The organism is Pseudomonas sp. 9.1(2019) (assembly GCF_009910445.1).
GTDB lineage: Bacteria > Pseudomonadota > Gammaproteobacteria > Pseudomonadales > Pseudomonadaceae > Aquipseudomonas > Aquipseudomonas paraversuta.
Window position 1 is genome coordinate 296,538 of sequence record NZ_VBWF01000010.1, and the last position, 24,216, is coordinate 320,753.

At 59.6% G+C, this 24,216-nt stretch carries 18 protein-coding genes; 13 read left to right on the forward strand and 5 right to left on the reverse strand.

The annotated features are described in order from the left end of the window. Positions 1-98 precede the first annotated feature (98 nt). From FEZ21_RS14830 to FEZ21_RS14845, 4 genes are read left to right on the forward strand one after another with little or no spacing between them, the layout of a single operon-like run. On the forward strand, positions 99-1,430 hold the full coding sequence (locus tag FEZ21_RS14830; RefSeq protein WP_160627638.1) for an MFS transporter: 1,332 nt from the start codon (positions 99-101) through the stop codon (positions 1,428-1,430). Next, positions 1,427-2,089 (forward strand): DsbA family protein, encoded by a 663-nt coding sequence (locus FEZ21_RS14835; RefSeq protein ID WP_003445550.1) that lies wholly within the window; start codon positions 1,427-1,429, stop codon positions 2,087-2,089. Before FEZ21_RS14830 ends, FEZ21_RS14835 begins: the two co-directional genes overlap by 4 nt. After that, entirely contained in the window at positions 2,086-2,409 is a 324-nt protein-coding gene (locus FEZ21_RS14840; RefSeq protein WP_010656500.1) for a Rieske 2Fe-2S domain-containing protein, read from the forward strand. The genes FEZ21_RS14835 and FEZ21_RS14840 overlap by 4 nt, the downstream gene beginning before the upstream one ends. Next, on the forward strand, positions 2,406-3,416 hold the full coding sequence (locus tag FEZ21_RS14845; protein ID WP_003445553.1) for a YeiH family protein: 1,011 nt from the start codon (positions 2,406-2,408) through the stop codon (positions 3,414-3,416). Before FEZ21_RS14840 ends, FEZ21_RS14845 begins: the two co-directional genes overlap by 4 nt. A 100-nt stretch (positions 3,417-3,516) precedes the next feature. Here FEZ21_RS14845 and FEZ21_RS14850 read toward each other — a convergent pair whose 3' ends face one another. Further along, entirely contained in the window at positions 3,517-4,536 is a 1,020-nt protein-coding gene (locus FEZ21_RS14850; RefSeq protein ID WP_160627640.1) for an AraC family transcriptional regulator, read from the reverse strand. A gap of 254 nt (positions 4,537-4,790) precedes the next feature. Between FEZ21_RS14850 and FEZ21_RS14855 the strand changes: the two genes are divergently transcribed. From FEZ21_RS14855 to FEZ21_RS14885, 7 genes are all read left to right on the forward strand, one after another. Continuing rightward, entirely contained in the window at positions 4,791-5,345 is a 555-nt protein-coding gene (locus tag FEZ21_RS14855) for an alpha/beta hydrolase (RefSeq protein ID WP_010656499.1), read from the forward strand. A 108-nt stretch (positions 5,346-5,453) separates the two neighbouring features. Next, positions 5,454-7,331 (forward strand): DUF1302 domain-containing protein, encoded by a 1,878-nt coding sequence (locus FEZ21_RS14860; RefSeq protein ID WP_003445558.1) that lies wholly within the window; start codon positions 5,454-5,456, stop codon positions 7,329-7,331. Between the two features lie 39 nt (positions 7,332-7,370). Further along, on the forward strand, positions 7,371-8,729 hold the full coding sequence (locus FEZ21_RS14865) for a DUF1329 domain-containing protein (RefSeq protein ID WP_003445560.1): 1,359 nt from the start codon (positions 7,371-7,373) through the stop codon (positions 8,727-8,729). 141 nt (positions 8,730-8,870) lie between these two features. Further along, on the forward strand, positions 8,871-9,944 hold the full coding sequence (locus FEZ21_RS14870) for a YCF48-related protein (RefSeq protein ID WP_160627642.1): 1,074 nt from the start codon (positions 8,871-8,873) through the stop codon (positions 9,942-9,944). Positions 9,945-9,975: 31 nt separating this feature from the next. Continuing rightward, positions 9,976-12,510 (forward strand): RND family transporter, encoded by a 2,535-nt coding sequence (locus FEZ21_RS14875; protein ID WP_160627644.1) that lies wholly within the window; start codon positions 9,976-9,978, stop codon positions 12,508-12,510. Positions 12,511-12,517: 7 nt separating this feature from the next. After that, positions 12,518-14,296, forward strand: a complete 1,779-nt coding sequence (locus FEZ21_RS14880; RefSeq protein WP_160627646.1) for an acyl-CoA dehydrogenase C-terminal domain-containing protein — start codon at positions 12,518-12,520, stop codon at positions 14,294-14,296. Between the two features lie 34 nt (positions 14,297-14,330). Beyond that, positions 14,331-15,974 carry a fatty acid--CoA ligase gene (locus tag FEZ21_RS14885; RefSeq protein ID WP_010656494.1) on the forward strand — a complete coding sequence of 548 codons (1,644 nt, stop codon included), beginning with the start codon at positions 14,331-14,333 and terminating at the stop codon, positions 15,972-15,974. A 104-nt stretch (positions 15,975-16,078) separates the two neighbouring features. Here FEZ21_RS14885 and FEZ21_RS14890 read toward each other — a convergent pair whose 3' ends face one another. Genes FEZ21_RS14890 through FEZ21_RS14905 form a run of 4 tightly spaced genes read right to left on the reverse strand, consistent with a single transcriptional unit; the run spans position 16,079 to position 22,227 of the window. Then, a complete protein-coding gene (locus tag FEZ21_RS14890) occupies positions 16,079-18,190 on the reverse strand; it encodes a 3-hydroxyacyl-CoA dehydrogenase NAD-binding domain-containing protein (protein WP_160627648.1) in 2,112 nt (703 codons plus the stop codon). Continuing rightward, positions 18,187-19,266 (reverse strand): NAD(P)-dependent alcohol dehydrogenase, encoded by a 1,080-nt coding sequence (locus FEZ21_RS14895; protein ID WP_003445571.1) that lies wholly within the window; start codon positions 19,264-19,266, stop codon positions 18,187-18,189. Before FEZ21_RS14895 ends, FEZ21_RS14890 begins: the two co-directional genes overlap by 4 nt. Positions 19,267-19,325: 59 nt before the next feature. Further along, the gene (locus FEZ21_RS14900; protein WP_003445573.1) at positions 19,326-20,783 is read right to left on the reverse strand and encodes an acyl-CoA reductase; all 1,458 of its coding nucleotides are present in this window, start codon (positions 20,781-20,783) and stop codon (positions 19,326-19,328) included. 4 nt (positions 20,784-20,787) lie between these two features. Further along, entirely contained in the window at positions 20,788-22,227 is a 1,440-nt protein-coding gene (locus FEZ21_RS14905) for a hypothetical protein (RefSeq protein WP_003445575.1), read from the reverse strand. Between the two features lie 331 nt (positions 22,228-22,558). Here FEZ21_RS14905 and FEZ21_RS14910 point away from each other — a divergent pair, with 331 nt between their 5' ends. Further along, entirely contained in the window at positions 22,559-23,710 is a 1,152-nt protein-coding gene (locus FEZ21_RS14910; RefSeq protein WP_160627650.1) for an iron-containing alcohol dehydrogenase, read from the forward strand. After that, positions 23,707-24,144 carry a thioesterase family protein gene (locus tag FEZ21_RS14915; RefSeq protein ID WP_160627652.1) on the forward strand — a complete coding sequence of 146 codons (438 nt, stop codon included), beginning with the start codon at positions 23,707-23,709 and terminating at the stop codon, positions 24,142-24,144. The genes FEZ21_RS14910 and FEZ21_RS14915 overlap by 4 nt, the downstream gene beginning before the upstream one ends. The last annotated feature ends 72 nt before the right edge of the window (positions 24,145-24,216 follow it).

Genomic DNA, 24,216 nt, shown 5'->3' on the forward strand with positions numbered 1-24,216 from the left:
GGGCAGGACCACTTTGGGTCTTGCCCCCGCTCAGTTTCAAGCGTTACGCAATACCAAAAAATAATAACAAAACAGGTGCAAGACACCGAGGAGGCAGCATGGCCTATCACCACAGTGCTGTGGGCGATGAAGAAGATACGTCCGCCGGTATTCCACGCCGGTACGCCTGGATAGTGTTTGCTCTGACGTTTGGCTTGTTGATTTCCGATTACATGTCACGCCAGGTACTCAACGCGGTATTCCCGACCTTGAAACAGGAGTGGGCATTGAGTGACGGGCAACTGGGTCTGCTCAGTGGCATTGTCGCCTTGATGGTCGGTCTGCTGACGTTCCCCCTGTCATTGATGGCCGACCGCTTCGGTCGCGTTAGAAGTCTGGCGCTGATGGCCTTGCTGTGGAGCCTCGCCACCCTGGGTTGCGCCCTGGCAGAAAACTATCAGCACATGCTGATTGCGCGCTTCATGGTGGGTGTCGGGGAGGCGGCCTACGGCAGCGTCGGTATCGCCGTGGTGGTATCGGTGTTTCCCAAAACCATGCGTGCAACCCTGGCCAGCGCCTTTATGGCAGGCGGGCTGTTTGGATCCGTACTGGGCATTGCCCTGGGCGGGGCGATTGCCGCGAAACTGGGCTGGCGCTGGTCATTCGCCAGCATGGCGTTATTTGGCCTGATACTGGCGGCGCTATATCCGCTCATCGTAAAGGAGTCGCGGATTTCCCCGCAACGCCTGAACCGCACACGCAGCAAGACTCCGACGGCGCTCAAAAATTCGTTACGCACCTTGTACAGCACCCGCTCTGTGATTGGCGCTTACATTGGCAGTGGCTTGCAGATTTTTGTTTCCGGCACCCTGATCGTGTGGATGCCCAGCTACCTCAACCGTTATTACGCAATGGGCGAGGCCCGGGCAGGCAGTGTGGCAGCGATCATGGTGCTGTGTTGCGGAGCCGGAGCCGTCATGTGCGGGATGCTCAGTGATCGCCTGTGCCGTCAGTCACCGCTGCGCAAAATCGAAATATCCATTGTTTACTGCCTGAGCAGTTGCCTGTTGCTCTCGGTGGCATTGTTGCTGCCTCCAGGCCCCGTGCAATTACTGTTGATCGGTATGGGCATGCTGGTGGTTGCGGGTACCAACGGTACAGCCGCAGCCATGGTGGCGAACCTGACCCATTACTCGGTACACGGCACCGCATTCGCCACTCTGACGCTGGTCAACAACCTGCTGGGCCTGGCCCCGGGGCCACTGATCACCGGCCGGGTCTCGGACATTATCGGCCTGCATGCAGCCTTGCAGTGGGTACCACTGATGAGTGTTGCGGCAGCGGCAGTCTTCTTCTACACCCGCCATCACTATCTCAATGATGTCGCCCGTTCAAAGGAGGAGCATGTCGCTCAAGCGCCCGGCAAATCCCCGTGTGAGGTCTTATCGTGAGCGCCACTTTGCGTATCGATGTGTTCTTCGACTTTATTTGCCCCTGGTGCCTGATTGGCAAGCGTCATCTGGAGCGCGCCCTTGACCTGCTGCGAATCAGGCGTCCGGATGTGCAGCAGGAGCTTGCCTGGCATGGCGTGCAGTTATTGCCGCACCTGCCGCCACAGGGCGTGCCATTTGCCGAGTTTTACCGCCATCGCCTGGGCAGCGCCGAAGCTGTACGCATGCGTCAGGCACAGGTACAACAGGCTGCGGCCGATGCCGGGCTGAGCCTTGATCTGAGCGGCATCGACGTCATGCCCAATACAGCCACTGCCCATCGCCTGTTGCAGCACACCTCGGCACTGGGCGGAGCTGCCCGGCGCAATGCCTTGCTGGAAAAACTCTTCGATGCCTATTTCCATGACGGCAAAAACCTCGCAGATCCGGCCGTCCTGCTGGCCATGGCGCAGGAGTGTGGCTATCCGCAAGACGCTTTGGCCGACTGCCTGAGCGCTGATGCGACCCCCCTGGACGATAACGGCATGCCTGCCAGAGGTGTGCCGTACTTCATCTTCAACCGGCGCATCGAGGTCAGTGGTGCGCAGCCGCCGCAGCTATTGTTGCAGGCCATGGAGCAAGCCCTAGAGCAGGACACAAACAGGAGCCCAAGCCTATGAGCCGGCGCATAGCGGTACCTGCGCAAAAGGTCCCGGCACTTGATAAGCGGGCGCTGTTCGAGGCCGAAGGCAACAGCCTGGCGTTGTTCAATGTCGCGGGCCAGCTCTATGCCATAGACGACAGTTGTCCGCACCAGGGGGCATCTCTGTGTGCCGGCCGCCTGGAGGGCCGAGTCATTCAGTGTTGTGCCCATGGCCTGCGCTTTGATCTGAGCAGCGGCTACCTGCTCAATACCACCGGCCTGAAAGTCCCCAACTACCCGGTGGAAGTGGTTAACGGCCAGGTATATGTGGTGGTGGCCGGGGAGGGCGCAGCATGAGTGTGGTTGCCCTCACTGCGGCGCACAGCCGCGTGCGTGAACTGGCCCCCGGTTTTATCGTCAGCCTGATTGTGGCTGCAGCAGCAAGTTTTCTCTCCGAACACTACGGTGCCCCGGTGATGCTGTTCGCACTGTTGCTGGGTATGGCGTTGAATTTTCTAGCGGCGGACAGCATCTGCAAGCCTGGTATCGAGTTCACCGCGCGGACGGTGTTGCGCATAGGCGTAGCGCTGTTAGGGATGCGCATTACGCTGGAGCAGATCGTCGCCATGGGCTGGAAACCGGTGGCGCTGGTGGTGACCCTGGTGGTGGTGACCATCCTGGTGTCGGTAGTCGCCGCCAAAGCCATGGGCTTTCAACGCTTGTTCGGCATGCTCACCGGCGGGGCCACTGCGATTTGCGGGGCTTCGGCAGCACTGGCGCTGGCCGCGGCTTTGCCTAACCATCCGCAGAAGGAGCGGGCAACGCTGTTCACTGTAATTGGTGTGTCAGCCCTGTCGACCATGGCCATGATCGTCTATCCGATGATTGCCAACTGGCTTGAGCTGTCGCCCCAGATGGCCGGTGTTTTCCTTGGCGCCACCATTCACGATGTGGCTCAAGTGGTGGGTGCCGGCTACAGCATGTCGACCGAGACCGGCGATACCGCCACCGTGGTCAAGCTGATGCGCGTAGCCATGCTGCTGCCGGTGATTGTGTGCGCAGCCATGATTACCCGCATGCAGGGAGCCGATCCCACCGGCAAACGGCCGCCACTGCTGCCCTGGTTTGCCGTGGGCTTCCTGATACTGGCCTGTATCAACAGTACCGGCTGGGTGGTCCCCGCAGTGCAGAACTTCACCAACGAATTGTCCCGTTGGAGTCTGGTGGTGGCTATCAGTGCCCTGGGTATGAAAACTCAGCTCAAGGAACTGGCCGCAGTGGGGATCAAACCCATTTTACTGATGCTGGGGGAAACCATATTCCTCGTCATCCTGGTGCTGGTACTGATGCACTGGGGCATGTAAACCGTTACGCAATTGCTCCTTTTACGGTCGCGGCTAATTACCGGCGGCCGTTTTTTTATTGCATGGCGGTGTTGGCAGCAAACCCGTCGCTGGCGGGCCCTCAGTGATCTTTGCGCGGCGCAATCATGCGTTCACTGCGCCAGACGGCCGGCGGCTGGCCGAACTGCGAAATGAACCAGCGGGTGAATGAACTGGGCATGGAGTAACCGAGCATGTCGGTAATGCGTCCCAGGGAATAGCCGGGGTTCTCCAGGTAACGAATCACCAGGTCGCGACGCACGATATTGATCAGCTCGCTGAAACTGGCGCCGTCTTCTTCCAGGCGGCGTTGCAGGGTGCGTACGTTCATACCCTGGCTTTGAGCAATTTGCTCAATGGTGGCGCGGCCCATGGGCAGCAGCAGGTAGATGGATTTGCGGACGTCAAATGCCAGCGAGTGATTGCTTTTGCCCTGTAGCGAGTCCAGGTAGCGCTGCGCGTGGCGAGCCATGGCCTCATTGGCCAGAGGGTTGGCAGTGTCAAGGTCGGTGGCGGGGCAAATGATGCCGTTGAACTCACAACCGAACTCCACTTTGCAGCCGAAGATACGCCGGTGCACGGTCAGATCCTCGGGGGCTTCATGGGTGAAGCAGACATTTATCGGGTGCCAGTGCGCGCCAAGCAGGGCCGCGCAAAAACGATACATCACAGCGATGGCCAGTTCGATGGACTGACGGTTACCGGCAGCCACCTCGGTGATCAGTTCCTCGCGAATGATCACCGTCTTGCCGCTTTCCTCAATGAAAATTGCCAGTGAGTCATTGAGCAGGTGCCGGTACTGCACAATCACTTTCAAGGCGTCGCGCAGACTGTTCTGAAGATTGAGCAGCAGGCTCACTTCACCAAAATCCGACAGCTGCCGTAACTCGGCCATGCGCAGGCCAAGGGTTTGGCAACCACTCATTTGCGCTGAGTGCTCCAGCAGACTGACCACCGAACTTGCCGGGATGCGTTGCTTGGGATCGTTGAGAATCGCAGGGCTCAATCCGGCTTGGGCCAGCAGCGCATTGACGTTCAAGCGCAGATGACGGGTCACTTCCAGATAGTTGGTCAGTGCTGCGGATCGGGCTAGAACGGTCATGGGGTGTCTGGCTTCCATTTGCTGACAAATGAGGTCTCGCGACAACGACTGGCTGCCATTTATAGAGGTTTGGTCGTGTAATGAAAAGCGCCTGCGGGTAAAACTCCGGGTTTGATTCCTGGCCCTGTCATCAAAAGAGAAGTGACTGACGCCAAATGTGAAGCGTTGGCAGAAGGCGAAATTTACTGTGCTTCTGGCAAGGGTTCGACGCGTTGGCGAACTGTCCGATGGCTTGTTCAAGGGTGAAAAGAACCATGAGTGAAACCACGATTCTGATTGTTCCGGGCTTGCGTGATCACGTGCCCCAGCACTGGCAGACGTTACTGGCTGCGCGACTGGACAAGGTCCGTTCAGTACCGCCTCTGGAAGACAACAAGCTCAGTCTGGCGGCTCGTGTAGATGCGATTGAGCGTGAGCTTGAGGCGATCAGCGGCCCGGTGATCCTGGTCGCCCACAGCGCCGGGGTACTGATGGTCGCGCATTGGGCGGCCCTCAGTAAGCGCCCGATCAAGGGCGCATTGCTGGCCGCACCGCCAGACCTTGAGGCCGTCTGGCCACTGGGCTATCCAACCTCGCAAAGCCTGCGGGCCAATGGCTGGGACCCTCTGCCAAAAGGCCGGTTGGGGTTCCCCTCGATTGTTGTTGGCAGCACCAATGATCACCTTGCAAGTCTGCCGGCCGTGACCCGCATGGCCCGACAGTGGGGCAGCGAGCTGGTCAATCTCGGGGCTGTCGGCCATCTCAATCCAGCTTCCGGTTACGGCCTGTGGCCACAGGCCGAAGAGTTTATCCGCACGCTGGACCGCTGATCGAGTTACCGCAAAACCGCCTGAAGTCTGCTCCCATCACCGCCAGGACCGGGGTGTGAGCCGTTGTTAAAACCAAAAACAAAAACAAAAAAAAACGGAGACAACGTAATGCACAACACCACAGGTCAAAGCCGCCCGAGTCGCAGCGTACTGACCACTGCCATCCTGCTTGCCTCAATGCCTTGTGCCTATGCTTTCGAACTCACCGATGGTAGCGAAGACTGGGCCGTGCGCTTCGACAACACCCTGAAAGCCAGCTATGGCCAGCGCGTCGAAGGTCAGAACTCGAAGATTGCCGGCACCTCCAACCTCAACGACGGCGACAAGAACTTTGGCGTCGGCAGTGCGGTGAGTCAGCGAGTCGATCTGCTAAGTGAACTGGATGTGGTCTACCAGGGAAAAATGGGCTTTAGGGTCAGCGCCGCAAGCTGGTATGACCATGCTTACGACCATGTCGGTTCAAACTCCAACCCTTTCCCGGGACAAGCGGGTAACGCAGGCAATCTGGTAGCGGCCCGCGCTGCAAACGGTGGCCTGATTCAGCCGGGTGACTCGCTCAATGGACATTCGGCCAGCAGACACGGGCTGAGCAACTATACCGATCGTTATTACAACGGCCCCTCGGGGGAAATCCTCGATGCCTTTGTGTTCTACAGCACTGAAATCGGCGACGAGTCGATGCTCAGCGCCAAGCTTGGCAAACACAACGTGTACTGGGGCGAGACCCTGTTCAACGCGGCCAACGGCATCAACTACGGCCAGTCGGCACTGGACATCGCCAAGCTGTATAACGTGCCGGGCACTGAAACCAAAGAATTGTTCCTGCCGCGCAACCAGTTGTCAGTGTCGTTTACGGTCAACCCGGAGCTGACTCTGGGCGCCCAATACTTCCTCGAATTCCAGAACTCCCGCCTGCCCGAAGGCGGCACCTACATGGGCGGCTACGACATGCTGGGGGAGGGCGCGGACGTATTCTGGCTGCCCTTGCCGACCCTGCTGGACGGCTCCGGGGCCTATTACGCGGCGCCACGCGGGCATGATGTAAAACCGCGAAATTCCGGCGACTTCGGCCTGATGGCCAAGTGGAGCCCGCAATGGCTGGACGGCACCCTGGGCTTTTACTACCGCAACACCTCGGACCCGATGCCGGCGGTGCTGATCAATGCACCCAACCTGCACCAGCCGGGTTTGGCGGGCCTGCAAGGCGTCGAGTACATGACAGCCTATGCCGATGACATTGATATCTACGGCATCAGCCTGTCGAAAAGTGTAGGGCCGGTCAGCGTCGGCCTTGACTTGAACTACCGCGAAAACATGCCCCTGGTGAGTAACTTCAGCACGGTCAACTCAACCCTGGATACCCAGGCAGGTGAGGGCCTGATCAACGGCGCCAACATTATCGGCGCCATGCCGGGCAATGGCGAAACCGGGCTGGCCCGAGGCAAGACCTTCCACGTGGTACTCAATGGCCTGGTGACTTTTGGCAAGACAGCGCTCTGGGATGCCTCCTCACTGGCAGTTGAAGGTTCCTTGACCCACCTGGTCAGCGTCGACAAAGGCAAGCAGACATTCAAGGGCGACTCCAGCTACAGGGGCGTCGACAAGGTTGATACCAACGCTTACACCATTGCGGCCAACTTCGCGCCGACCTGGTTCCAGGTCTTCCCGGGTGTCGATATGTCCATGCCGGTTTCCTACAACGTGGGCCTCAAAGGCAACTCTGCGGTGCAGTTGGGTGGCAACGAAGATGCCGGCAGCTACTCGATCGGCGTCGCGGCAGACATCTACCAGAAGTACAAACTCGACCTGAAATACGTCGACTCCTTTGGCCCTTTCGATACCTGCGAAAGCGGGTTTGATAACAACACCCCGGGGGCCAACGGTCTGTACCAGTGCATCCCCGGACAGATCACCTCTCAAGCTGGCCTGTCGCCTTTGCTCAAGGATCGCGGGATGGTCACTGCCTCGTTCAAAGCCACATTCTGACTGACGCTCGAATTATAAAAACAAGTGGAGAGAATTCAGATGAAATTTCTAAGTACTGTGCTCGCAGCTTCTCTGGCCGCCATCATTGCCGGCCAGGCTCAAGCCGGCGTATCGGCGCAAGAGGCCGCAAAACTGGGCACCAGCCTGACGGGAGTGGGCGGCGAAATGGCAGGTAATGCCGATGGTTCGATCCCGGCCTACAAGGGCGGTCTGACCGTCCCCCCTGCCAGTTTCAAAGCCGGTGACAGCATGCGCCCGGACCCCTTTGCCGATGAGAAACCGCTGCTGGTCATCGATGGCAAAAACGTGGATCAGTACAAGGGAATGCTGACCGCTACCACTGTGGAGCTGGCCAGGCGCTACCCGACTTACCGGATCGATGTGTATCCGACCCACCGTACCGTATCGCTGCCTGCGCCGGTGCTGGCCAATACCCTGAAAAACGCCACCGATGCCAAGAGCCTCAACGACGGCCTGGCCATTGATAACGTGCTGCCCGGGGTACCGTTCCCGATTCCGCATTCGGGCAGCGAGGCCATGTGGAACCACCTGTTGCGCTACCTGGGTACCAATCTGAACACCAAGTATGACTCCTGGAACGTTGACGCTGCGGGGGTGCCGACACTGTCCACCACGGCGCTGGCATTCATGAACTATCCGATCTACGAAAACATGTCAAAGCCGGTTGCCAGTACCGACATTTTTTACCAGATGAAGCTGTATTACACCGGCCCTGCGCGTCGTGCGGGTGAAGCCATCATGCTCAGGGATTCTGCCGACCCGTTGACCCAGCCACGCAAGGCCTGGCAGTACCTGCCGGGTCAGCGGCGGGTAAAGCTGGCCCCTGACCTTGCCTATGACACGCCGAACCCCGGCACCGCCGGCGCCAACACCTACGACGATACCTTCGTCTTTATGGGCGCCCTGGACCGTTACGACTGGAAGCTGGTGGGCAAGCAGGAACTGATCGTGCCCTATAACACCTACAAGCTGACCTATGCCAAGGAAGCCGGGCCGCTCACGACCGCCAACCACATTGCCCCGGACTATGTGCGCTGGGAGAAACACCGGGTCTGGGTGGTGGAAGCCACGCTCAAGCCCGGCGCCCGCCACATCTATCACAAACGCCGCTTTTACCTGGATGAAGACAGCTGGATCGCTTTGGCCTCCGACCAATATGACTCCAGCGGCAAGCTCTACCGGGGTGCCTTCACCTTCCTCAGCCAGAGCTACGACAAACAGACCCCGGATACCTCGCCTTTCATGATTTATGACCTGGTCGGGGGCAACTACAACATCAACGGTATCGTCGGCCCGTACGGCGGCATCAAGTACACCAACCCGCTCTCGAAAGTGCAGTGGGCGCCGGACGCCCTGGCCGGGGCCGGGATTCGCTAGGCAGCCGCTCAAAGAAATCCGGGGCCCAAGGCTGTAGTGCCCCGCCAGAGTGACTTCAAGAACGCTGTGTATCTTGAGTTTCCGGCTCCGACAGCGCAGGCACCCAGGTGCTCGCGCTGTTGTTTTCATGGAAGGTGCGGTATGGGTTTGCTTAAAAAGTTCGAACTGGCGCTGCTGTTGCCACTGCTGGCGCTGGTGCCCGGTGGCGCGCATGCCGCCAGTTATGTGGATGTTCTGGACCTGCCATCGGCACCCAGCGCGTTATCCGTACGCAGCCCGCTGGTGGGTATCACCCGTGCAGGTGAGCGTCTGGTGAGCGTGGGACAGCGTGGCCATATTCTTTATTCCGATGATGCTGGCAAGCAATGGACCCAGGCCAGCGTGCCCCTGAGCAGTGATCTGAGTGCGGTGTATTTTCCATCTGCGACACAGGGCTGGGCGGTGGGTAACGATGGTGTCGTGCTGCACAGCAGTGACGCTGGGGTCACCTGGCGCAAGCAATTGGACGGGCGCCAGATCGGTGACTTGCTGATCAAGCATTACACCGCTCTGGCCATAGCCGAGCCCGGCAATGAGCAATGGCCATTACTGGTTGCAGAAGGTCAGCGTCTGGCGGCAGAAGGCGCCGACAAACCGCTGCTCGATGTGTGGTTCGCCAACGACAGGCTGGGTTATGTGGTCGGCGTGTTCAACCTGATCCTGCGTACCGAAGACGGAGGCCGCAGCTGGACCCCTTTTCAGGACCGCACCGACAACCCCCAGGGCTTTCACCTCAACGCCATAGCGTCCACCGGCGACGCGCTGTACATCGCCGGTGAGCAGGGGCTGGTGCTGAAATGGGATGAAACCGCGCAGCGTTTCGCGGCCATCCACACACCCTATCAGGGCAGTTTTTTCGGGGTTATCGGCAAACCCGGCGAGGTCATCGTCTACGGCCTGCGGGGCAATGTGTTGCGCAGCAGCGATGGCGGCGCGCACTGGAGTCCGCTCAGCAGTGGCCTGCAAGTCAGCATTACAGCCGCCGTCGTCAATCCCCAGGGGCAGTACGAACTGTTCACCCAGGCCGGGCACGCGTTGCTCAGTGAGGCCGACAGCCCGCGGTTACGCCTGTTGGCGCAGCAGGATATAGCCCCCGTGGCCGGAGCCACCCTGGCTGCCAATGGCTCGCTGGTGGTAGTGGGTAGCCGTGGTGCACAGGCACTGGCCGGCGAATAAGCCATAGAACAATTAGAGCGAGTACCCAGACATGGGCAATATCAAGCAAGACACCATGCCGGTGATCCGCGATCTGCGGGACTTCGACCGCCACTCCGGCAACCTGTTGGAGCGGCTGGTGTTCAACTACCGCCCACTGTTCATGCTACTGATGGCACTGGTCACCGTGCTCCTGGGTTATATGGCGTTGACGCGCCTGGAACTGCGACCCAGTTTCGAAAAAATGATTCCTCAGAGCCAGCCGTACATCCAGAACTACCTGGCAAACCGCCAGTCGTTACGCGGGTTGGGGAACTCGGTACGGGTGGTGGTGGAGAACACCCAGGGCGACATTTTCGATCCCGGTTACCTTGAAGTCCTCAAACAGGTCAACGACCAGCTGTTCATCACTGAAGGGGTTGACCGGGCCTGGATGAAGTCGTTATGGAGCCCCGGTGTACGCTGGACCGAAGTCACCGAGGAAGGCTTTCAGGGCGGCCCGGTGATGCCCGGCACTTATCAAGGCTCGCCCGCAGACATCGCACAACTGCGCCAGAATATCAGCCGGGCCGGGATCGTCGGCAGTCTGGTGGCCAGTGACTACAAATCCAGCATGTTGATCGTACCGCTGCTGGACAAGACCTCCGCCACGGGCAAGGGCGTCAACTATCAGCAATTCTCGCGTTTGCTTGAAGAACAACTGCGGGACAAGATCGAATTCGCCGGTGACAGCGCTGCACGCAAGGCCGGGGAGGAGGGCAAAGGCCAGTACAAGGTGCGGGTCATAGGGTTCGCCAAGCTGATGGGCGATCTGATCGACGGCTTGATTCAGGTCATGATGTTTTTCGGGCTGGCGGTGGTCACTTCCCTGATCATCATCTACCTCTACACCCGCTGTGTTCGCAGCACCTTGCTGGTGGTGGGCTGCTCGTTGATTGCAGTGGTCTGGCAGCTGGGCATTATTGCCTGGCTGGGCTATGCCATTGATCCCTACTCGGTGCTTGTGCCTTTCCTGATCTTCGCCATCGGCGTGTCCCATGCGGCACAGAAAATGAACGGCATCATGCAGGACATCGCCCGCGGCACCCACAAATTGATTGCCGCCCGCTATACCTTTCGCCGTCTGTTCATTGCCGGTGTTACAGCCCTGCTGGCCGATGCAGTGGGCTTCGCCGTGCTGATGCTGATCGATATTCCGGTGATACAAGACCTGGCAATCACTGCCAGCATCGGGGTCGCAGTCCTGATATTTACTTCTTTGCTGTTAATGCCCGTCGCGCTGTCTTATATCGGTGTGGGCCGTAAAGCCGCCGAGCGGGCCCTTGAAATCGAAACCCGGGCCACCGGCCATAAAGGCTTCGGCAAAATGTGGGACCTGCTGGACCGCTTCACCACTGGCAAGTGGGCAACCGGTGCGGTGCTGGTGGCGCTGCTTATGGGGGGCATTGGTTTTGTGGTCAGCCTGCAACTGAAAATAGGCGACCTTGACAGCGGTGCCCCGGAGCTGCGCGCAGACTCGCGCTACAACCTCGACAACGCCTACATCACCCGCCATTACGCGCTGTCCAGCGATCTGTTTGCGGTCATGATAAAAACCGCCCCGGAAGGTTGCCTGAACTACCAGACACTGATTCTTGCCGATCGTCTGGCATGGGAGCTGCAGCAGTCCCCTGGGGTACAGGCCACCTCTTCGCTGGTAAACGCGGTACGCCAGATCACTGCCGGTTCCTATGAAGGCAATCCCAAGCTCAACAGCATCCAGCGCAACCAGGACGTGCTCAACTATGCCGCCCAGCAGGCTTCGGTAAATTCCCCGGAGTTGTTCAACACCGACTGTTCGCTGATGCCCGTGATCGCTTTTCTCAAAGACCACAAGGCCGAGACCCTGGACGCCGTCGTGGCCATTGCCGACAAATTCGCCAGGGAAAACAGCACCCCGCAGCGTCAGTTCCTGCTGGCAGCCGGTACTGCCGGCATAGAAGCGGCGACCAATATCGTGGTGCGCGAAGCCAACCGCACCATGCTGCTTTATGTCTACGCCGCGGTGACCCTGTTCTGCCTGATCACCTTCCGCAGTTGGCGGGCCACGCTGGTGGCCTTGCTGCCGCTGGTGCTGACCTCAATCCTCTGCGAAGCGTTGATGGTGGTCATGGGCATCGGGGTGAAGGTTGCCACCTTGCCGGTGATTGCCCTGGGTGTGGGGATCGGCGTGGATTACGCGCTGTACTTGCTCAGCGTGCAACTGCATCACCAGCGTCAGGGCCTGTCACTGTCCGATGCCTACCGTAAAGCGGTGTCATTCACCGGCCGGGTCGTGGGGCTGGTGGGCATCACCCTGGCGGCAGGGGTGGTGAGCTGGGTCTGGTCACCGATCAAATTCCAGGCAGACATGGGCATCCTGCTGACCTTCATGTTCCTGTGGAACATGCTTGGCGCGCTGATTCTCATTCCTGCCCTGTCGTACTTCCTGTTGCGCGGTCCTGCGCTGAGTCGTCGCACTGCCCCCGACGAGCCGGCGGTACACCTCAGCGAGACCGACAACCCCAAAAAACAGGGCATGCGTCGTGCCCTGTCACTGACTGAGTAAGCCAACCATGTCTGACTACAAAGCTCCCCTGCGCGACATGCGCTTCGTGCTCAATGAGGTTTTCCAGGTGTCCCGGTTGTGGGACCGACTGCCCGGCATGTCCGGGGTCGTGGATGAAGAGACCGCTGCCGCCATCCTGGAAGAGGCGGGTAAGATCAGCGCCGGGATCATCGCCCCGCTGCGCCAGAAAGGGGATGAGCAAGGCTGCGCCTGGAACAATGGCGCAGTGCAGGCGCCCGAGGGGTTTCAGGCGGCCTATCAGACTTTCGCTGAAGGTGGCTGGGTCGGTCTGGGCGGCGACCCGCGTTACGGCGGCATGGGCATGCCCAAGGCCATCAGTGCCCAGGTTGAAGAAATGGTCAACGCGGCCAACCTGTCGTTCGGTCTCTACCCGATGCTCACCGCCGGCGCCTGCCTGTCGCTCAATGCCCATGCCAGCGAAGCGCTGAAAGAAAAGTACCTGCCCAACATGTATGCCGGCCTCTGGAGCGGCTCCATGTGCTTGACCGAGGCCCATGCCGGCACCGATCTGGGCCTGTTGCGTACCAGAGCCGAGCCCCGGGACGATGGCAGTTATGCCATCAGCGGCAGCAAGATTTTCATCACCGGCGGTGAGCACGACCTGACCGAGAACATCATTCACCTGGTACTGGCCAGACTGGCGGATGCACCCGCCGGGCCAAAAGGCATTTCACTGTTTCTGGTGCCCAAGATACTGGTCAATGCCGACGGGACGCTGGGCGAGCGCAATTCACTGTCTTGCGGCTCCATCGAACACAAGATGGGCATCAAGGCGTCCGCGACCTGCGTGATGAACTTCGACCAGGCGACCGGCTGGCTGGTCGATGCGCCCAACAAAGGGCTGGCGGCGATGTTCACCATGATGAATTACGAGCGGCTGGGTGTCGGCATTCAAGGCCTGGCGCAGGGCGAACGCTCTTATCAAAGTGCCATCGACTATGCCCGTGAGCGCCTGCAAAGCCGCGCCCCGACGGGCGCACAGAATAGCGAAAAGGCCGCCGATCCAATTATCGTGCACCCGGATGTGCGACGCATGCTGCTGACCATGAAGGCCCTGAACGAAGGCGGACGAGCCTTCTCCAGTTATGTGGCCCTGCAACTGGACACCGCCAAATACAGTCAGGACCCGCCCGCCCGGCTGCGAGCAGAACAACTGGTGTCATTGCTGACTCCGGTTGCCAAGGCGTTTCTCACCGACATGGGCCTGGAAGCCACTCTGCACGGGCAGATGATTTTCGGCGGCCATGGCTATATCCGCGAGTGGGGCCAGGAGCAACTTGTACGTGACGTGCGGATCACCCAGATCTACGAAGGCACCAATGGCATTCAGGCGCTGGACCTGACAGGGCGCAAAATTGTCGGCAGTGGCGGGGCACTGTACCGGCTGTTTGCCGATGAAATTCGCCAGTTCAGCGCAACCGCCAGTGCTGGCCTGGCCGAGTTCACCAAGCCGCTCAACGCGGCCGTGGACAACCTCGACGAGCTGACCGCCTGGTTACTGGACCGGGCCCGGAACAACCCGAATGAAGTGGGCGCGGCCTCAGTCGAATACCTGCAAGTGTTCGGCTACACCGCCTACGCCTACCTGTGGGCGCGTATGGCCCAGGTGGCCCTGGAAAAACACACCGAAGATGATTTTTACGCCAGCAAGCTGGGCACCGCACGTTTTTACTTTGCCCGCCTGCTGCCACGCATTGAATCACTGAGTTCATCGGTCAAGTCGGGCAGCGAAAGTCTCTATCTGCTGGATGCCGTGCAGTTCTGAGGCACGTCTAAATAAAGAATCAGGAATTTCCATAATGCTTAAAACAAAAATAATTCCACCAGCAGATGGCGCCTATACCTACCCGCTATTGATCAAGCGCCTGCTACTGTCGGGCGCTCGCTATGAGCCGGGCAATGAAATCGTCTACGCCGACAAACTGCGTTACAGCTACAAGACCCTGAACCAGCGTATCCACCGACTGGCCAACGCCCTGACCGCTGCCGGAGTCAAGGCCGGGGATACGGTCGCCATGCTTGACTGGGATAGCCACCGCTACCTGGAATGTTTTTTTGCGGTGCCCATGATTGGCGCAGTGCTGCACACGGTCAACATTCGCCTTTCTCCGGATCAGGTGCTCTACACCATGAATCACGCCGAGGACGACCTGGTGCTGGTGCATGATGATTTCTTGCCCTTGATTGAGCAGATCCAACCCGCTCTGACCAGGGTCAAAGGCTTTATCCGCCTCACTGACGACCAGCCTCGGCGCACCGACCTGCCGCTGTTGGGCGAATATGAAAGCCTGCTGGCGCAGGCGGCTACCGATTACGATTTCCCCGACTTTGACGAAAATTCGGTGGCGACGATTTTCTACACCACGGGCACCACAGGTGCCCCTAAAGGTGTGTACTTCACCCATCGTCAGTTGGTGCTGCATACCTTGAATGCCGTGGGAGCCATGGGCAGTTACCAGAGCTTGCCGCTGGTACGTTCCGATGACGTTTATATGCCGATCACCCCGATGTTCCACGTGCATGCCTGGGGGGTGCCTTATGTGGCGACGCTGATGGGGATCAAGCAGGTGTACCCCGGCCGTTACGAACCCAACAGTCTGGTCAGGCTGTTCCGGGAAGAAAAGGTCACGTTCTCCCATTGCGTGCCCACTGTTCTACAAATGATCCTGAGTTGCGAGGAGGCGGTTAATACCCGCTTTGACAGCTGGAAAATGCTTTTGGGTGGCAGCGCCCTGACCCTGGCAATCGCCAGCCAGGCGAGCGCCAAAGGCATTCAGGTACACAGCGGGTACGGTATGTCAGAAACCTGCCCGATGCTCTGCACCAGCTACCTGAACGCAGCAGAAATTGAGCACTCCACGCAAACCCGACTCAGCCAGCGCATTAAAACCGGAATGCCGATACCGATGGTCGACCTGAAGATCATCGATGGCAGCGGCCATGCCGTTGCCCACAATGGAGAGTCTTTGGGCGAAATCGTGGTGCGTGCACCCTGGCTGACCCAGGGCTATTTGAAAGAACCTGAAAAAGGCGCCGAACTGTGGCAGGACGGCTGGCTGCACACCGGCGACCTGGCCTCCATCGACCCCCAGGGCCGGGTGGAAATCAAAGACCGGATCAAGGATGTGATTAAAACCGGCGGCGAGTGGATCAGTTCCCTGGATCTGGAGAACCTGATCAGTGAACACGCGTCGGTGATAGCGGTGGCCGTGGTGGGTGTAGCGGATGAGCAGTGGGGCGAACGGCCGATGGCCCTGGTGGTATGCGAGCCCGGGCAGTACGTCGATCAACCCATGCTTGAGGTCCACCTGCAGCAGTTCGTGGCCTGTGGCCGCATCAACAAATGGGCGATACCCAAACAGTTCGACTTTGTGGTTGAAATTCCCAAGACCAGTGTGGGCAAGATCAACAAAAAGCTGATCCGCGAAAGCCTGTTGACCTGACGCAAAAAGCCCCTGTGCCACGGCGCAGGGGCTTTACCTTGGCGGGGGGCAGATGCTCGCCATCTACGGCAATCACCGCCCCCGGCTCCTTGTTGCAGCTTGGCTCAGATCACTTCAATCCGGGTTTTACCCGCGGCAACCAGACGCTCCAACAGCGGCGCCGGCTGGAACCACATCTGCCCATAAGCGCCCAGGCTCTGGCGATAGTGGCGGATTCCCTCAAGCACCACATCCAGGCCAAGGGTCCGGGCATAGTGCAAGGGGCCGCCTCGCCAGGCCGGGAAGCCATAGCCGTTGATCCATACCAGATCGATATCACCGCTGCGTTGCGCGATACCTTCATCCAGCAGCGCAATCCCTTCGTTGATAAGCATGAACATGCAGCGATCATGGATTTCCTGATTGCTGATGACACGCCGGGTGATCCCCAGGCCCCAGGCGATATTTTCAGCCAGAGCAGTCAACTCCGGATTCTCCACGGGTTCTCGGCCCTGATAGAGGTAGAAGCCACAGGCGGTTTTTTGCCCGTAGTGCCCCAGGTCATACAGCGCGTCGGCGATTTTGCAGTAGCCCGGGTCCTGCCGGATCTGCTCGCGCCGCGCCTCGCGGATCAGGTAGCTGACGTCGATCCCGGCCAGGTCATGCATGGCCAGCACCCCCATGGCCAGCCCCAGATCAGTCAGCACCTTGTCTATCTGGGCTACGGTTGCGCCTTCCAGCAGCAGGCGATGGGCTTCCCGGGAGTAGGGCTCGAGCATGCGGTTGCCAATAAAGCCAAAGCACACCCCGGACACCACCGGGATTTTGCCGATACGGGCGGCGATGCTCAGCGTGGTTGCCAGGGTATCGGCTGCGGTGGCTTGCCCGCGAACCACTTCAAGCAGACGCATGACATTCGCCGGGCTGAAGAAGTGCAGGCCAATCACGTCTTGCGGGCGTCGAGTGACCGCAGCGATGGCATCCACGTCCAGGGTCGAGGTGTTACTGGCCAGGATTGCCCCCGGTTTGCACACTTCGTCCAGGGTGCGGAAGACCTGCTGCTTGATGGCCAGGCTTTCGAATACCGCTTCGATGACCAGGTCAGCATCACTGATCTCGGCATAGTCGAGGGTGCCGTGCAGCAGTTCCATGCGCTGTTCCAGTTGCGCCTCGGTCAGTTTTCCGCGTTTGACGCCAGTCTGATAATTAGTGCGAATCTGCCGTAAGCCGCGGTCCAGCGCCTCAGCCTTGAGCTCCAGCAAAGCGACCGGAATTCCGGCGTTGGCAAAACACATGGCAATCCCGCCGCCCATGGTACCTGCGCCAATGATCGCTACCCGGTGAACGGGACGAATCGGCGTCTGCAGGTTTACCCCGGGCTGTGTGCCGAGGTCGCCCTCGGCAGCATGAACGTGGCGCAAAGCCTCGGACTGGCTTGATCCCTCGAGCTGCCGGAACAGCCCGGCCTCGAACGCCAGCCCTTCGGCCAGCGGTAAATTGCAGGCGGCTTCAAGGGCCGCCAGCGCCTGTTGCGGGGCTGGCTGCCCTTGCCAGCGATGCTTATTGGCGCTGCGGTATTGCTGGAAATAGTGCGCAGGCAGTTCGCTGGCCGGGTCGGGCCATGGCGGTGACGGTTGGGCAGGTGCCTGGGCCGCAAGCAGTTCATGGGCCCATTCACTGGCCTCAGCGAGCAAGGTCTCGGGGCTTTGGGCCAGGCGATCGAGCAGACCGGCTTGCAGTGCATGGCGAGCATTGACGGGCCGCCCGTAGAGGATCATTTCCAGAGCTTGCGCAGCGCCTACCAGGCGCGGCAAACGCTGAGTACCACCGGCACCGGGAATCAACCCCAGGTTGATCTGCGGCAGGGCGAAACGGGCACCCGGCTCACTGATGCGATAGCCACAGGCAAGTGCCAGTTCCAGGCTGCCCCCCAGCGCCATGCCACTGATTGCGGCAATCAGCGGCTTGTTCAATTGCGTCATGCGCAGCAGTACATCGCCCAGGGAGGGGCTGGCGAATGGCGCCAGAGTAGCGGACTCATTGATATCCGCCCCCGCACCAAAGGGCACGCCGTGACCGTAGACAATGATTGCCCGTACCTCCCCGTCGGCCACTGCACGCTCGATGGCCTGCAGCAGTTCGCTGCGCAGCCTCTGCCCTAGGGCATTGACGGGGGCATGGGCCAGGCCGATCAGGGCCAGTTGCCGGTCTACCTGAAAGTGGATCAGGGCACTCATGGCGCCTCCTTTGAAGACAAAGAGGCAACGTCATGCAAGGTGCTCATATCGATCACGAAACGGTATTTCACATCGTTGCTCTGCAGGCGCTCAAAAGCGCTGTTGATGTCCTGCATGGCAATCATTTCGCAGTCGGGCAGGACCTGATGTTCGGCGCAGAAATCCAGCAATTCCTGAATCGCCTGAATTCCGCCGATCAGCGAGCCCACCAGACTGCGGTTATTGCGTATCAGCAAGCCGCCATGAATGGGCTCCAGCGGTTCTATGGCGCCCACCAGCACCAGTACCCCGTTGCGTCCCAGCAGCATCAGGTAGGGGTTGACGTCGTGACGGCGAGGAATGGTGTCGATGATGAATTCAAATGAATTGGCCGCTTTGGCCATCCCTGGCGTATCACTGGAGAGCAGCACCTGCCTGGCGCCCAGGGCGCGGGCGTCATCCGCCTTGCCGGCCGAGGTGGTAATCACGGTGACATCGGCGCCCAGGGCTGTGGCCAGTTTTACGGCCATATGCCCCAGCCCGCCAAGCCCGACCACCGCAACCTTCGACCCTTTGCCCACGCCGTAGCGGCGCATAGGGTTCCAGACGGTGATGCCCGCGCACAACAAAGGGGCTGCGTAGCGCGGATCAAGATTTTCCGGCATGCGCAGCACAAACGGCTCACGAACCACAATATGTTCGGCATAGCCGCCATAGGTGATCTCGCCGGTCTGCCGGTCTTTGCCGTTATAGGTGGTCGTAGGGCCGTGGACACAGAGTTGTTCTTGATGCTCGGCGCAGGGTGCGCACTGCAGGCAACTGTCAACCTGACAACCGACAGCCACCCGGTCACCGACTTTGAAGCGGCTCACCTTGGGGCCTGTGTCTGTGACATAGCCCACAATTTCGTGGCCCGGCACGCAGGGATAAACCGTGTTGTTCCAGTCGTTGTGAACCTGATGAGCATCGGAGTGGCACACACCGCAAAAAGCGATCGCGATGGCAATGTCATCATCGCGCAAGGCCCGCCGCTGGAAGCGAAACGGGGTAAGAGCGCAATGTGCATCCAGAGCAGCAAAACCCAGGCAAGTAGTCATGGCAATGTCCTGTGAAAATCGACAGGCCTCCACAGCCTTGACTGTGGAGGCTGTGGGGGTTAGATCGAGGGGCGTAGCCAGGGAGCCGGGCTGGTTTGCGGTGAAGCAATCTGGTTGACGATCCACTTGCCCATCCGCCGCAGCGGCTCGATGGCATCCTGGGGACCGGCCCATTTGAGCCCTGCGGCGTAGCCCAGCGAGACAATTCGCTGGGCACCATACAAGGGCAATATGTCCTTGAGCTCCTCCTTGATACTTTCCGGGTAGACGCCAACTGTCTGGGTATAGGCATCCACCGCTTCGAGCATTTCGCTCAGCTCGTCAACGGGCACCAGGTTGGCTGTGCGATCGTCCAGACGTGCAGCAAAGGACACCGGCTCCGCCAGCTGGGAACAGATCACAGAACCTTCGCCGTCCTTTCCGCCAATCACTTGATACCAGTCATCACTCAGGCGCAGTGCATCGACTTCGGCCTTGAGGCCCGGGTCGTAACTTTTGGGCGCGGTACTGATGGTATTGGGCAGGGTCTGCATGGCGTCGTAAACATAGCGGCCGAAGGTGTTCAACTGCGCCAGGCCGGCCTCATCGGTACCGCTCTGTACATAGACCACGCGGGCGCACACACAGGCCTTCTGGTTTAGCGCGCCAATGTCGCAGGCCAGGCGCACGGCGGCCTCACGCATGCTTTGCTCACTGTCGAAAGTGGCCTTGCCGATGATGCTGGCGCTGCGTTTGGGATCCAGGGAAATCAGTTCAAGACCTGGCTGGATATAGCGCGTGACATGCTTCATTGAGGCAAAACCGCCCCACGCGACGATTTTTTCCAGGTTCTGAGGCTGGTAAAGACGCTCCTCAAAAGCCTGATCGCCACCTTTCCAGTACGCGACACTCAAGTGCCGGGTCAGCGGATGGTCAGGCGCCATGTCGACCATGGTGCGGGCGATGGCCAATGCCGTGAACGGATCATTGGAAGGCGCTTTGATGATCGCATCGCTGCGCAACACCATATTGCGGATGATGGTCAGCAGCGATAGCCCGGTCGCATTGCCCGCGACGATATGCAGGGTGCGGGCGCCGAAGCAGCGTACTTCCAGCTCGGTGCCGTCGATCAAGCGCTGCCTGACCCAGCCTTCAAGGTATTTGATGCCCACGGACAGCTCGACCTGCTCGGTGATCGCTTCTCGAGTGAGCATATGGCGCAGTCCCATATAGCTGCTTTTGACCATTGTCGGGGTCACCGGGGCGGTCAGGTAAGACAGCTCGCAGGCTTCCTGCAGGTAGGGATTGGTGTCGAACTCCAGGCGTTCACCGAGGGCCTGGGCGTACTCCAGGATATCTTCGAATGTGAGGCTGTACAGGTCGGCGAGTCTGGCCGGATTGCCCAGCGGCAACTGGTCGATGTAGCAGTGTGCATCAGGGGTGCGAAAGATCAGATCACCGCCCCGGCCACCCACGTCGATCAGGTTGTCGGTGATGATCTGACCGCGAATGATCATTGGCGCAACAGGCTTGTTCATGGGGTTAGCCCTCCAGGGTATTGAGAAAGTCCATCGCCTGGCGATGAGAGTCTTCTGTGGCGGCACAGGTGATCTTGTCGTCGCCGCCGGTCAGTTCGCTGTAACGCTGAATGGCCCCGACCACGTAGTAGCTGGGTCGGCCGCACGCGCAGGGTTGGTCCCACTCGATGGTGATCTCGTCGCCGGTGATAAAACCGCCCCAGCGGATCTCCGCGCCGAGGTCAAAGAACGCCGCGCGGCCGGTTACGCGGCCATGGCGGGGCAGTGGCCGGCTGGTTTGCGGGTCAAGCAGGTAAGGGATGACCGTGGGGGCAAAGTGGAAGTGCCCGGCTTCACAGCGCGGGTGGGCGCCGCCGACGACTTCGGACATTGCATAGGACTCATTGATCCGCCGGGCCCCGGTGAACCGCAGCACGTCATCGCGCCACCCTTCGGGTTGCACCACGCCCTTGCCACCCCCCGAGGTATGGATAAATGAATCAGGGTCGAACACAGCTTCAAGGCCACGCTCCAGGCCTGCTTTGGCCATGCTGTGCAACAGGTTCCAGGTTGCAGCGATGTATACCCGCTTGCCCCTGAGCTCAGTGGACATCTGATCAAAAAAAGCCGCCAGGTGCTGCGGCATTTCGGCCTGCAACTGGTCAAAGGCCTGCTTCTTGGCCTGCAGTTGCGGGCTGATTTCCAGACGATCAAGGGTGCCCTTGGACTGTGCTGCACGCAGCCTGGCGCCAAGATGAAGCACATCGCTACTGAGGGTGGCCGGGTATGCCGCATGAAACCTTGATTCGTGCCCCAGCAACGCTGGAATCATCGCTTCGTGGACCCGCACATGGCTCAGGTAGCCCTTGCGGTAGTACGGGTAAATGGTGTGCAGGTCGGGCAGGGGCGTATCCGGCCCCTGCATGTTGTGCACATTCATTTTGCGTAGCTGGGCAAATTTCTCCCATTCACGCACGGCGTGGGGCAGGAACGAGAGGGTCCCGGACGTACCGGAAGTGTGGCTGATGCGCAGTTGCGGCACGGCCTCGTCCATGACTTCGAACCAATCGTCCAGCCCCTCACAGCCACTGACGTTTACCGCCGCAATGGCCTGGGCAAGCTCTGAGGTGACGAGCTTGCCCAGCCACTTGTTGATTTGGCCAAAGTTACGTTTTTCCAGGAGCGACGGCGGGTACGACTTGTACACGGTGTGCTCGAACAACAGAGGAACCACGTCATTGATGTGCAAGACATGATTCACGCCTTCGCCATCGGCGAGCTTCTTGAGGACCGGTATCCGGTCGCGAAGCATTGCAAAGCGCTGCTTTAACCCGCACAGCTGAATCGCGTCGATTTCGGCGCGGGGGAGCATGTCCCAGGCCTGTTGGGAATAGGCGGTCAACTCTGCCGGACTGTTAAGCAATAGCCGGGTTTTTTGTTCTATCGACAGCTGTGAAGTAGGCATGGTCTGGCTCGCTACTCGACTCGTAAACCGGCAATGCCGGAGGAGGATGTGGCTCAAGTATGGGCAGACTGGATGGGCTTTTGTTCCGTATACAGGCGATCGATATATCGACCTAACTAGCTGATATAAAACATGAAAAAACTATTCATCGAGGTCCTTTCCAGGACTGATTCCGGATTCCCGGCGAAGACTGTTTTTGCCCGCTGTGCAGTGGCCCGGCTGCAATACACTGGGTTTTCCCCACGCTCGGGTGAGGGCATTTGCCCCTGAGTGATGTGCTTTGCAAGCAACAACAAAAACTGGACGCAACACACCAATTTGTGAGGCCTTTATGTTGAAAATGGTATTTCAGACCACCGCTTCAATGATCATCGAGCGGGGCGCCGCAACTCGGCTCGCCGAGCATGTACAGGCCATGGGCTGCACATCGGTACTGGTGGTGACCGATGCCGGGGTTATCGCGGCACGCTTGCTGGATGCCGTGCTCGCCAGCTTCGAGAACAGCCCCGTCGCCGTCAGGGTATTTTCCCAGGTACAGGCCGACCCGCCGGAGTCGGTGATTCAGATTGCTGTAGACGTGGCCAAAGCCTGTGCTGCTGATTGTGTGCTGGGGCTGGGGGGAGGGAGTTCGCTGGATGTCGCCAAACTGGTGGCACTTCTGGCCTGCAGCGGTGAGGGCCTGGCTGAGGTCTATGGCATTAACCTGGCCAAAGGCCCGCGCTTGCCGTTGATTCTGGTGCCCACCACGGCAGGGACGGGCTCGGAGGTGACCCCGGTATCGGTGGTGACCACCGGCGAAGGTCAGAAAAACGTGGTGTATTCGCCGCTGCTGCTGCCTGACCTGGCGATACTGGACGCCGAACTGACCCTTGGCCTGCCGCCCCATGTCACTGCCGCCACCGGCATTGATGCCATGGTCCACGCCGTCGAGGCCTACACCAGCAAGGATCTGAAAAACCCGATCTCCGACTGCCTGGCTCGCGAAGCCCTGCGTTTGTTGTCCACCAGCCTGTTCAAGGCCTGCCAGGACGGCAGCAATCTGCAAGCGCGGGAAAATATGCTGCTCGGCGCATGCCTGGCAGGCATGGCGTTCGCCAACTCACCGGTGGCGGCAGTGCACGCCCTGGCCTATCCCCTTGGCGCACATTTTCATGTGCCCCACGGGCTTTCCAATGCGCTGGTGCTGGGGCCGGTGATGCGCTTCAACCTTGAGGCGGTCGCACCTTTGTATGCGCAACTGGCCGATATTGTGCTGCCCGGCCTCAATGGCAGTGACAGGGAAAAAGCCATGGCATTGGCCGACTACCTGGGGGCGTTGGCCGGCGAGTTGGGGCTGGCGACCCGCCTGCGCGACCTGGGCATTACCGAGTCTGATATCGAGTTGCTGGTGACTGATGCCATGAAGCAGACCCGCCTGCTGGGCAATAATCCCCGGCCCGTCCGTGAGCAAGACGTACGCGCGATTTACAGGAGCATTCTGTGAGCAACAAGATCGAACGTGCGCACCGCGAAGAGTTTCGCCGGATTACCCAGATGCCTACACGCTGGGGCGACCATGACTCCTATGGGCATGTAAACAATGTGGTCTATTACTCTTACTGTGAGTCGGCAATCACGGCCTATCTGGTGGAGCAAGGCACTCTGGACATCGCCCACAGTCCCGTCGTCGGGCTGATTGTCAATTCAGGCTGCACGTACTTCTCATCCCTGTGTTTTCCCGACCGGATCAGTGTCGGAATGAAAATATCGCGGCTGGGCAACAGCAGCGCGCGATACGAACTGGGCCTGTTTCGCAACGACGAACCGCTGGCCTGCGCAGCAGCCCATATCGTCTATGTCTACGTCGATCGGGCCAGCAATACCCCTGTAACCATTCCACCGACGGTACGCGCAGTACTCGCACGACTCACTGACTAAAGGAGCCTGCTCGTACATACTCCAGCTTGCTGCCTGGCGGGACTGACCCGCCAGGCAGCATTCCGGAGAAAC

Bases quoted from the DNA above. Each gene is read 5' to 3' on its own strand.
- FEZ21_RS14845 (WP_003445553.1), top strand. From the start codon at position 2,406: ATGAGTGTGGTTGCCCTCACTGCGGCGCACAGCCGCGTGCGTGAACTG.
- FEZ21_RS14870 (WP_160627642.1), top strand. From the start codon at position 8,871: ATGGGTTTGCTTAAAAAGTTCGAACTGGCGCTGCTGTTGCCACTGCTG.
- FEZ21_RS14905 (WP_003445575.1), bottom strand. From the start codon at position 22,227: ATGCCTACTTCACAGCTGTCGATAGAACAAAAAACCCGGCTATTGCTT.
- FEZ21_RS14830 (WP_160627638.1), top strand. From the start codon at position 99: ATGGCCTATCACCACAGTGCTGTGGGCGATGAAGAAGATACGTCCGCC.
- FEZ21_RS14875 (WP_160627644.1), top strand. From the start codon at position 9,976: ATGGGCAATATCAAGCAAGACACCATGCCGGTGATCCGCGATCTGCGG.
- FEZ21_RS14890 (WP_160627648.1), bottom strand. From the start codon at position 18,190: ATGAGTGCCCTGATCCACTTTCAGGTAGACCGGCAACTGGCCCTGATC.
- FEZ21_RS14850 (WP_160627640.1), bottom strand. From the start codon at position 4,536: ATGACCGTTCTAGCCCGATCCGCAGCACTGACCAACTATCTGGAAGTG.
- FEZ21_RS14880 (WP_160627646.1), top strand. From the start codon at position 12,518: ATGTCTGACTACAAAGCTCCCCTGCGCGACATGCGCTTCGTGCTCAAT.
- FEZ21_RS14910 (WP_160627650.1), top strand. From the start codon at position 22,559: ATGTTGAAAATGGTATTTCAGACCACCGCTTCAATGATCATCGAGCGG.
- FEZ21_RS14895 (WP_003445571.1), bottom strand. From the start codon at position 19,266: ATGACTACTTGCCTGGGTTTTGCTGCTCTGGATGCACATTGCGCTCTT.
- FEZ21_RS14840 (WP_010656500.1), top strand. From the start codon at position 2,086: ATGAGCCGGCGCATAGCGGTACCTGCGCAAAAGGTCCCGGCACTTGAT.
- FEZ21_RS14900 (WP_003445573.1), bottom strand. From the start codon at position 20,783: ATGAACAAGCCTGTTGCGCCAATGATCATTCGCGGTCAGATCATCACC.
- FEZ21_RS14865 (WP_003445560.1), top strand. From the start codon at position 7,371: ATGAAATTTCTAAGTACTGTGCTCGCAGCTTCTCTGGCCGCCATCATT.
- FEZ21_RS14855 (WP_010656499.1), top strand. From the start codon at position 4,791: ATGAGTGAAACCACGATTCTGATTGTTCCGGGCTTGCGTGATCACGTG.
- FEZ21_RS14885 (WP_010656494.1), top strand. From the start codon at position 14,331: ATGCTTAAAACAAAAATAATTCCACCAGCAGATGGCGCCTATACCTAC.
- FEZ21_RS14860 (WP_003445558.1), top strand. From the start codon at position 5,454: ATGCACAACACCACAGGTCAAAGCCGCCCGAGTCGCAGCGTACTGACC.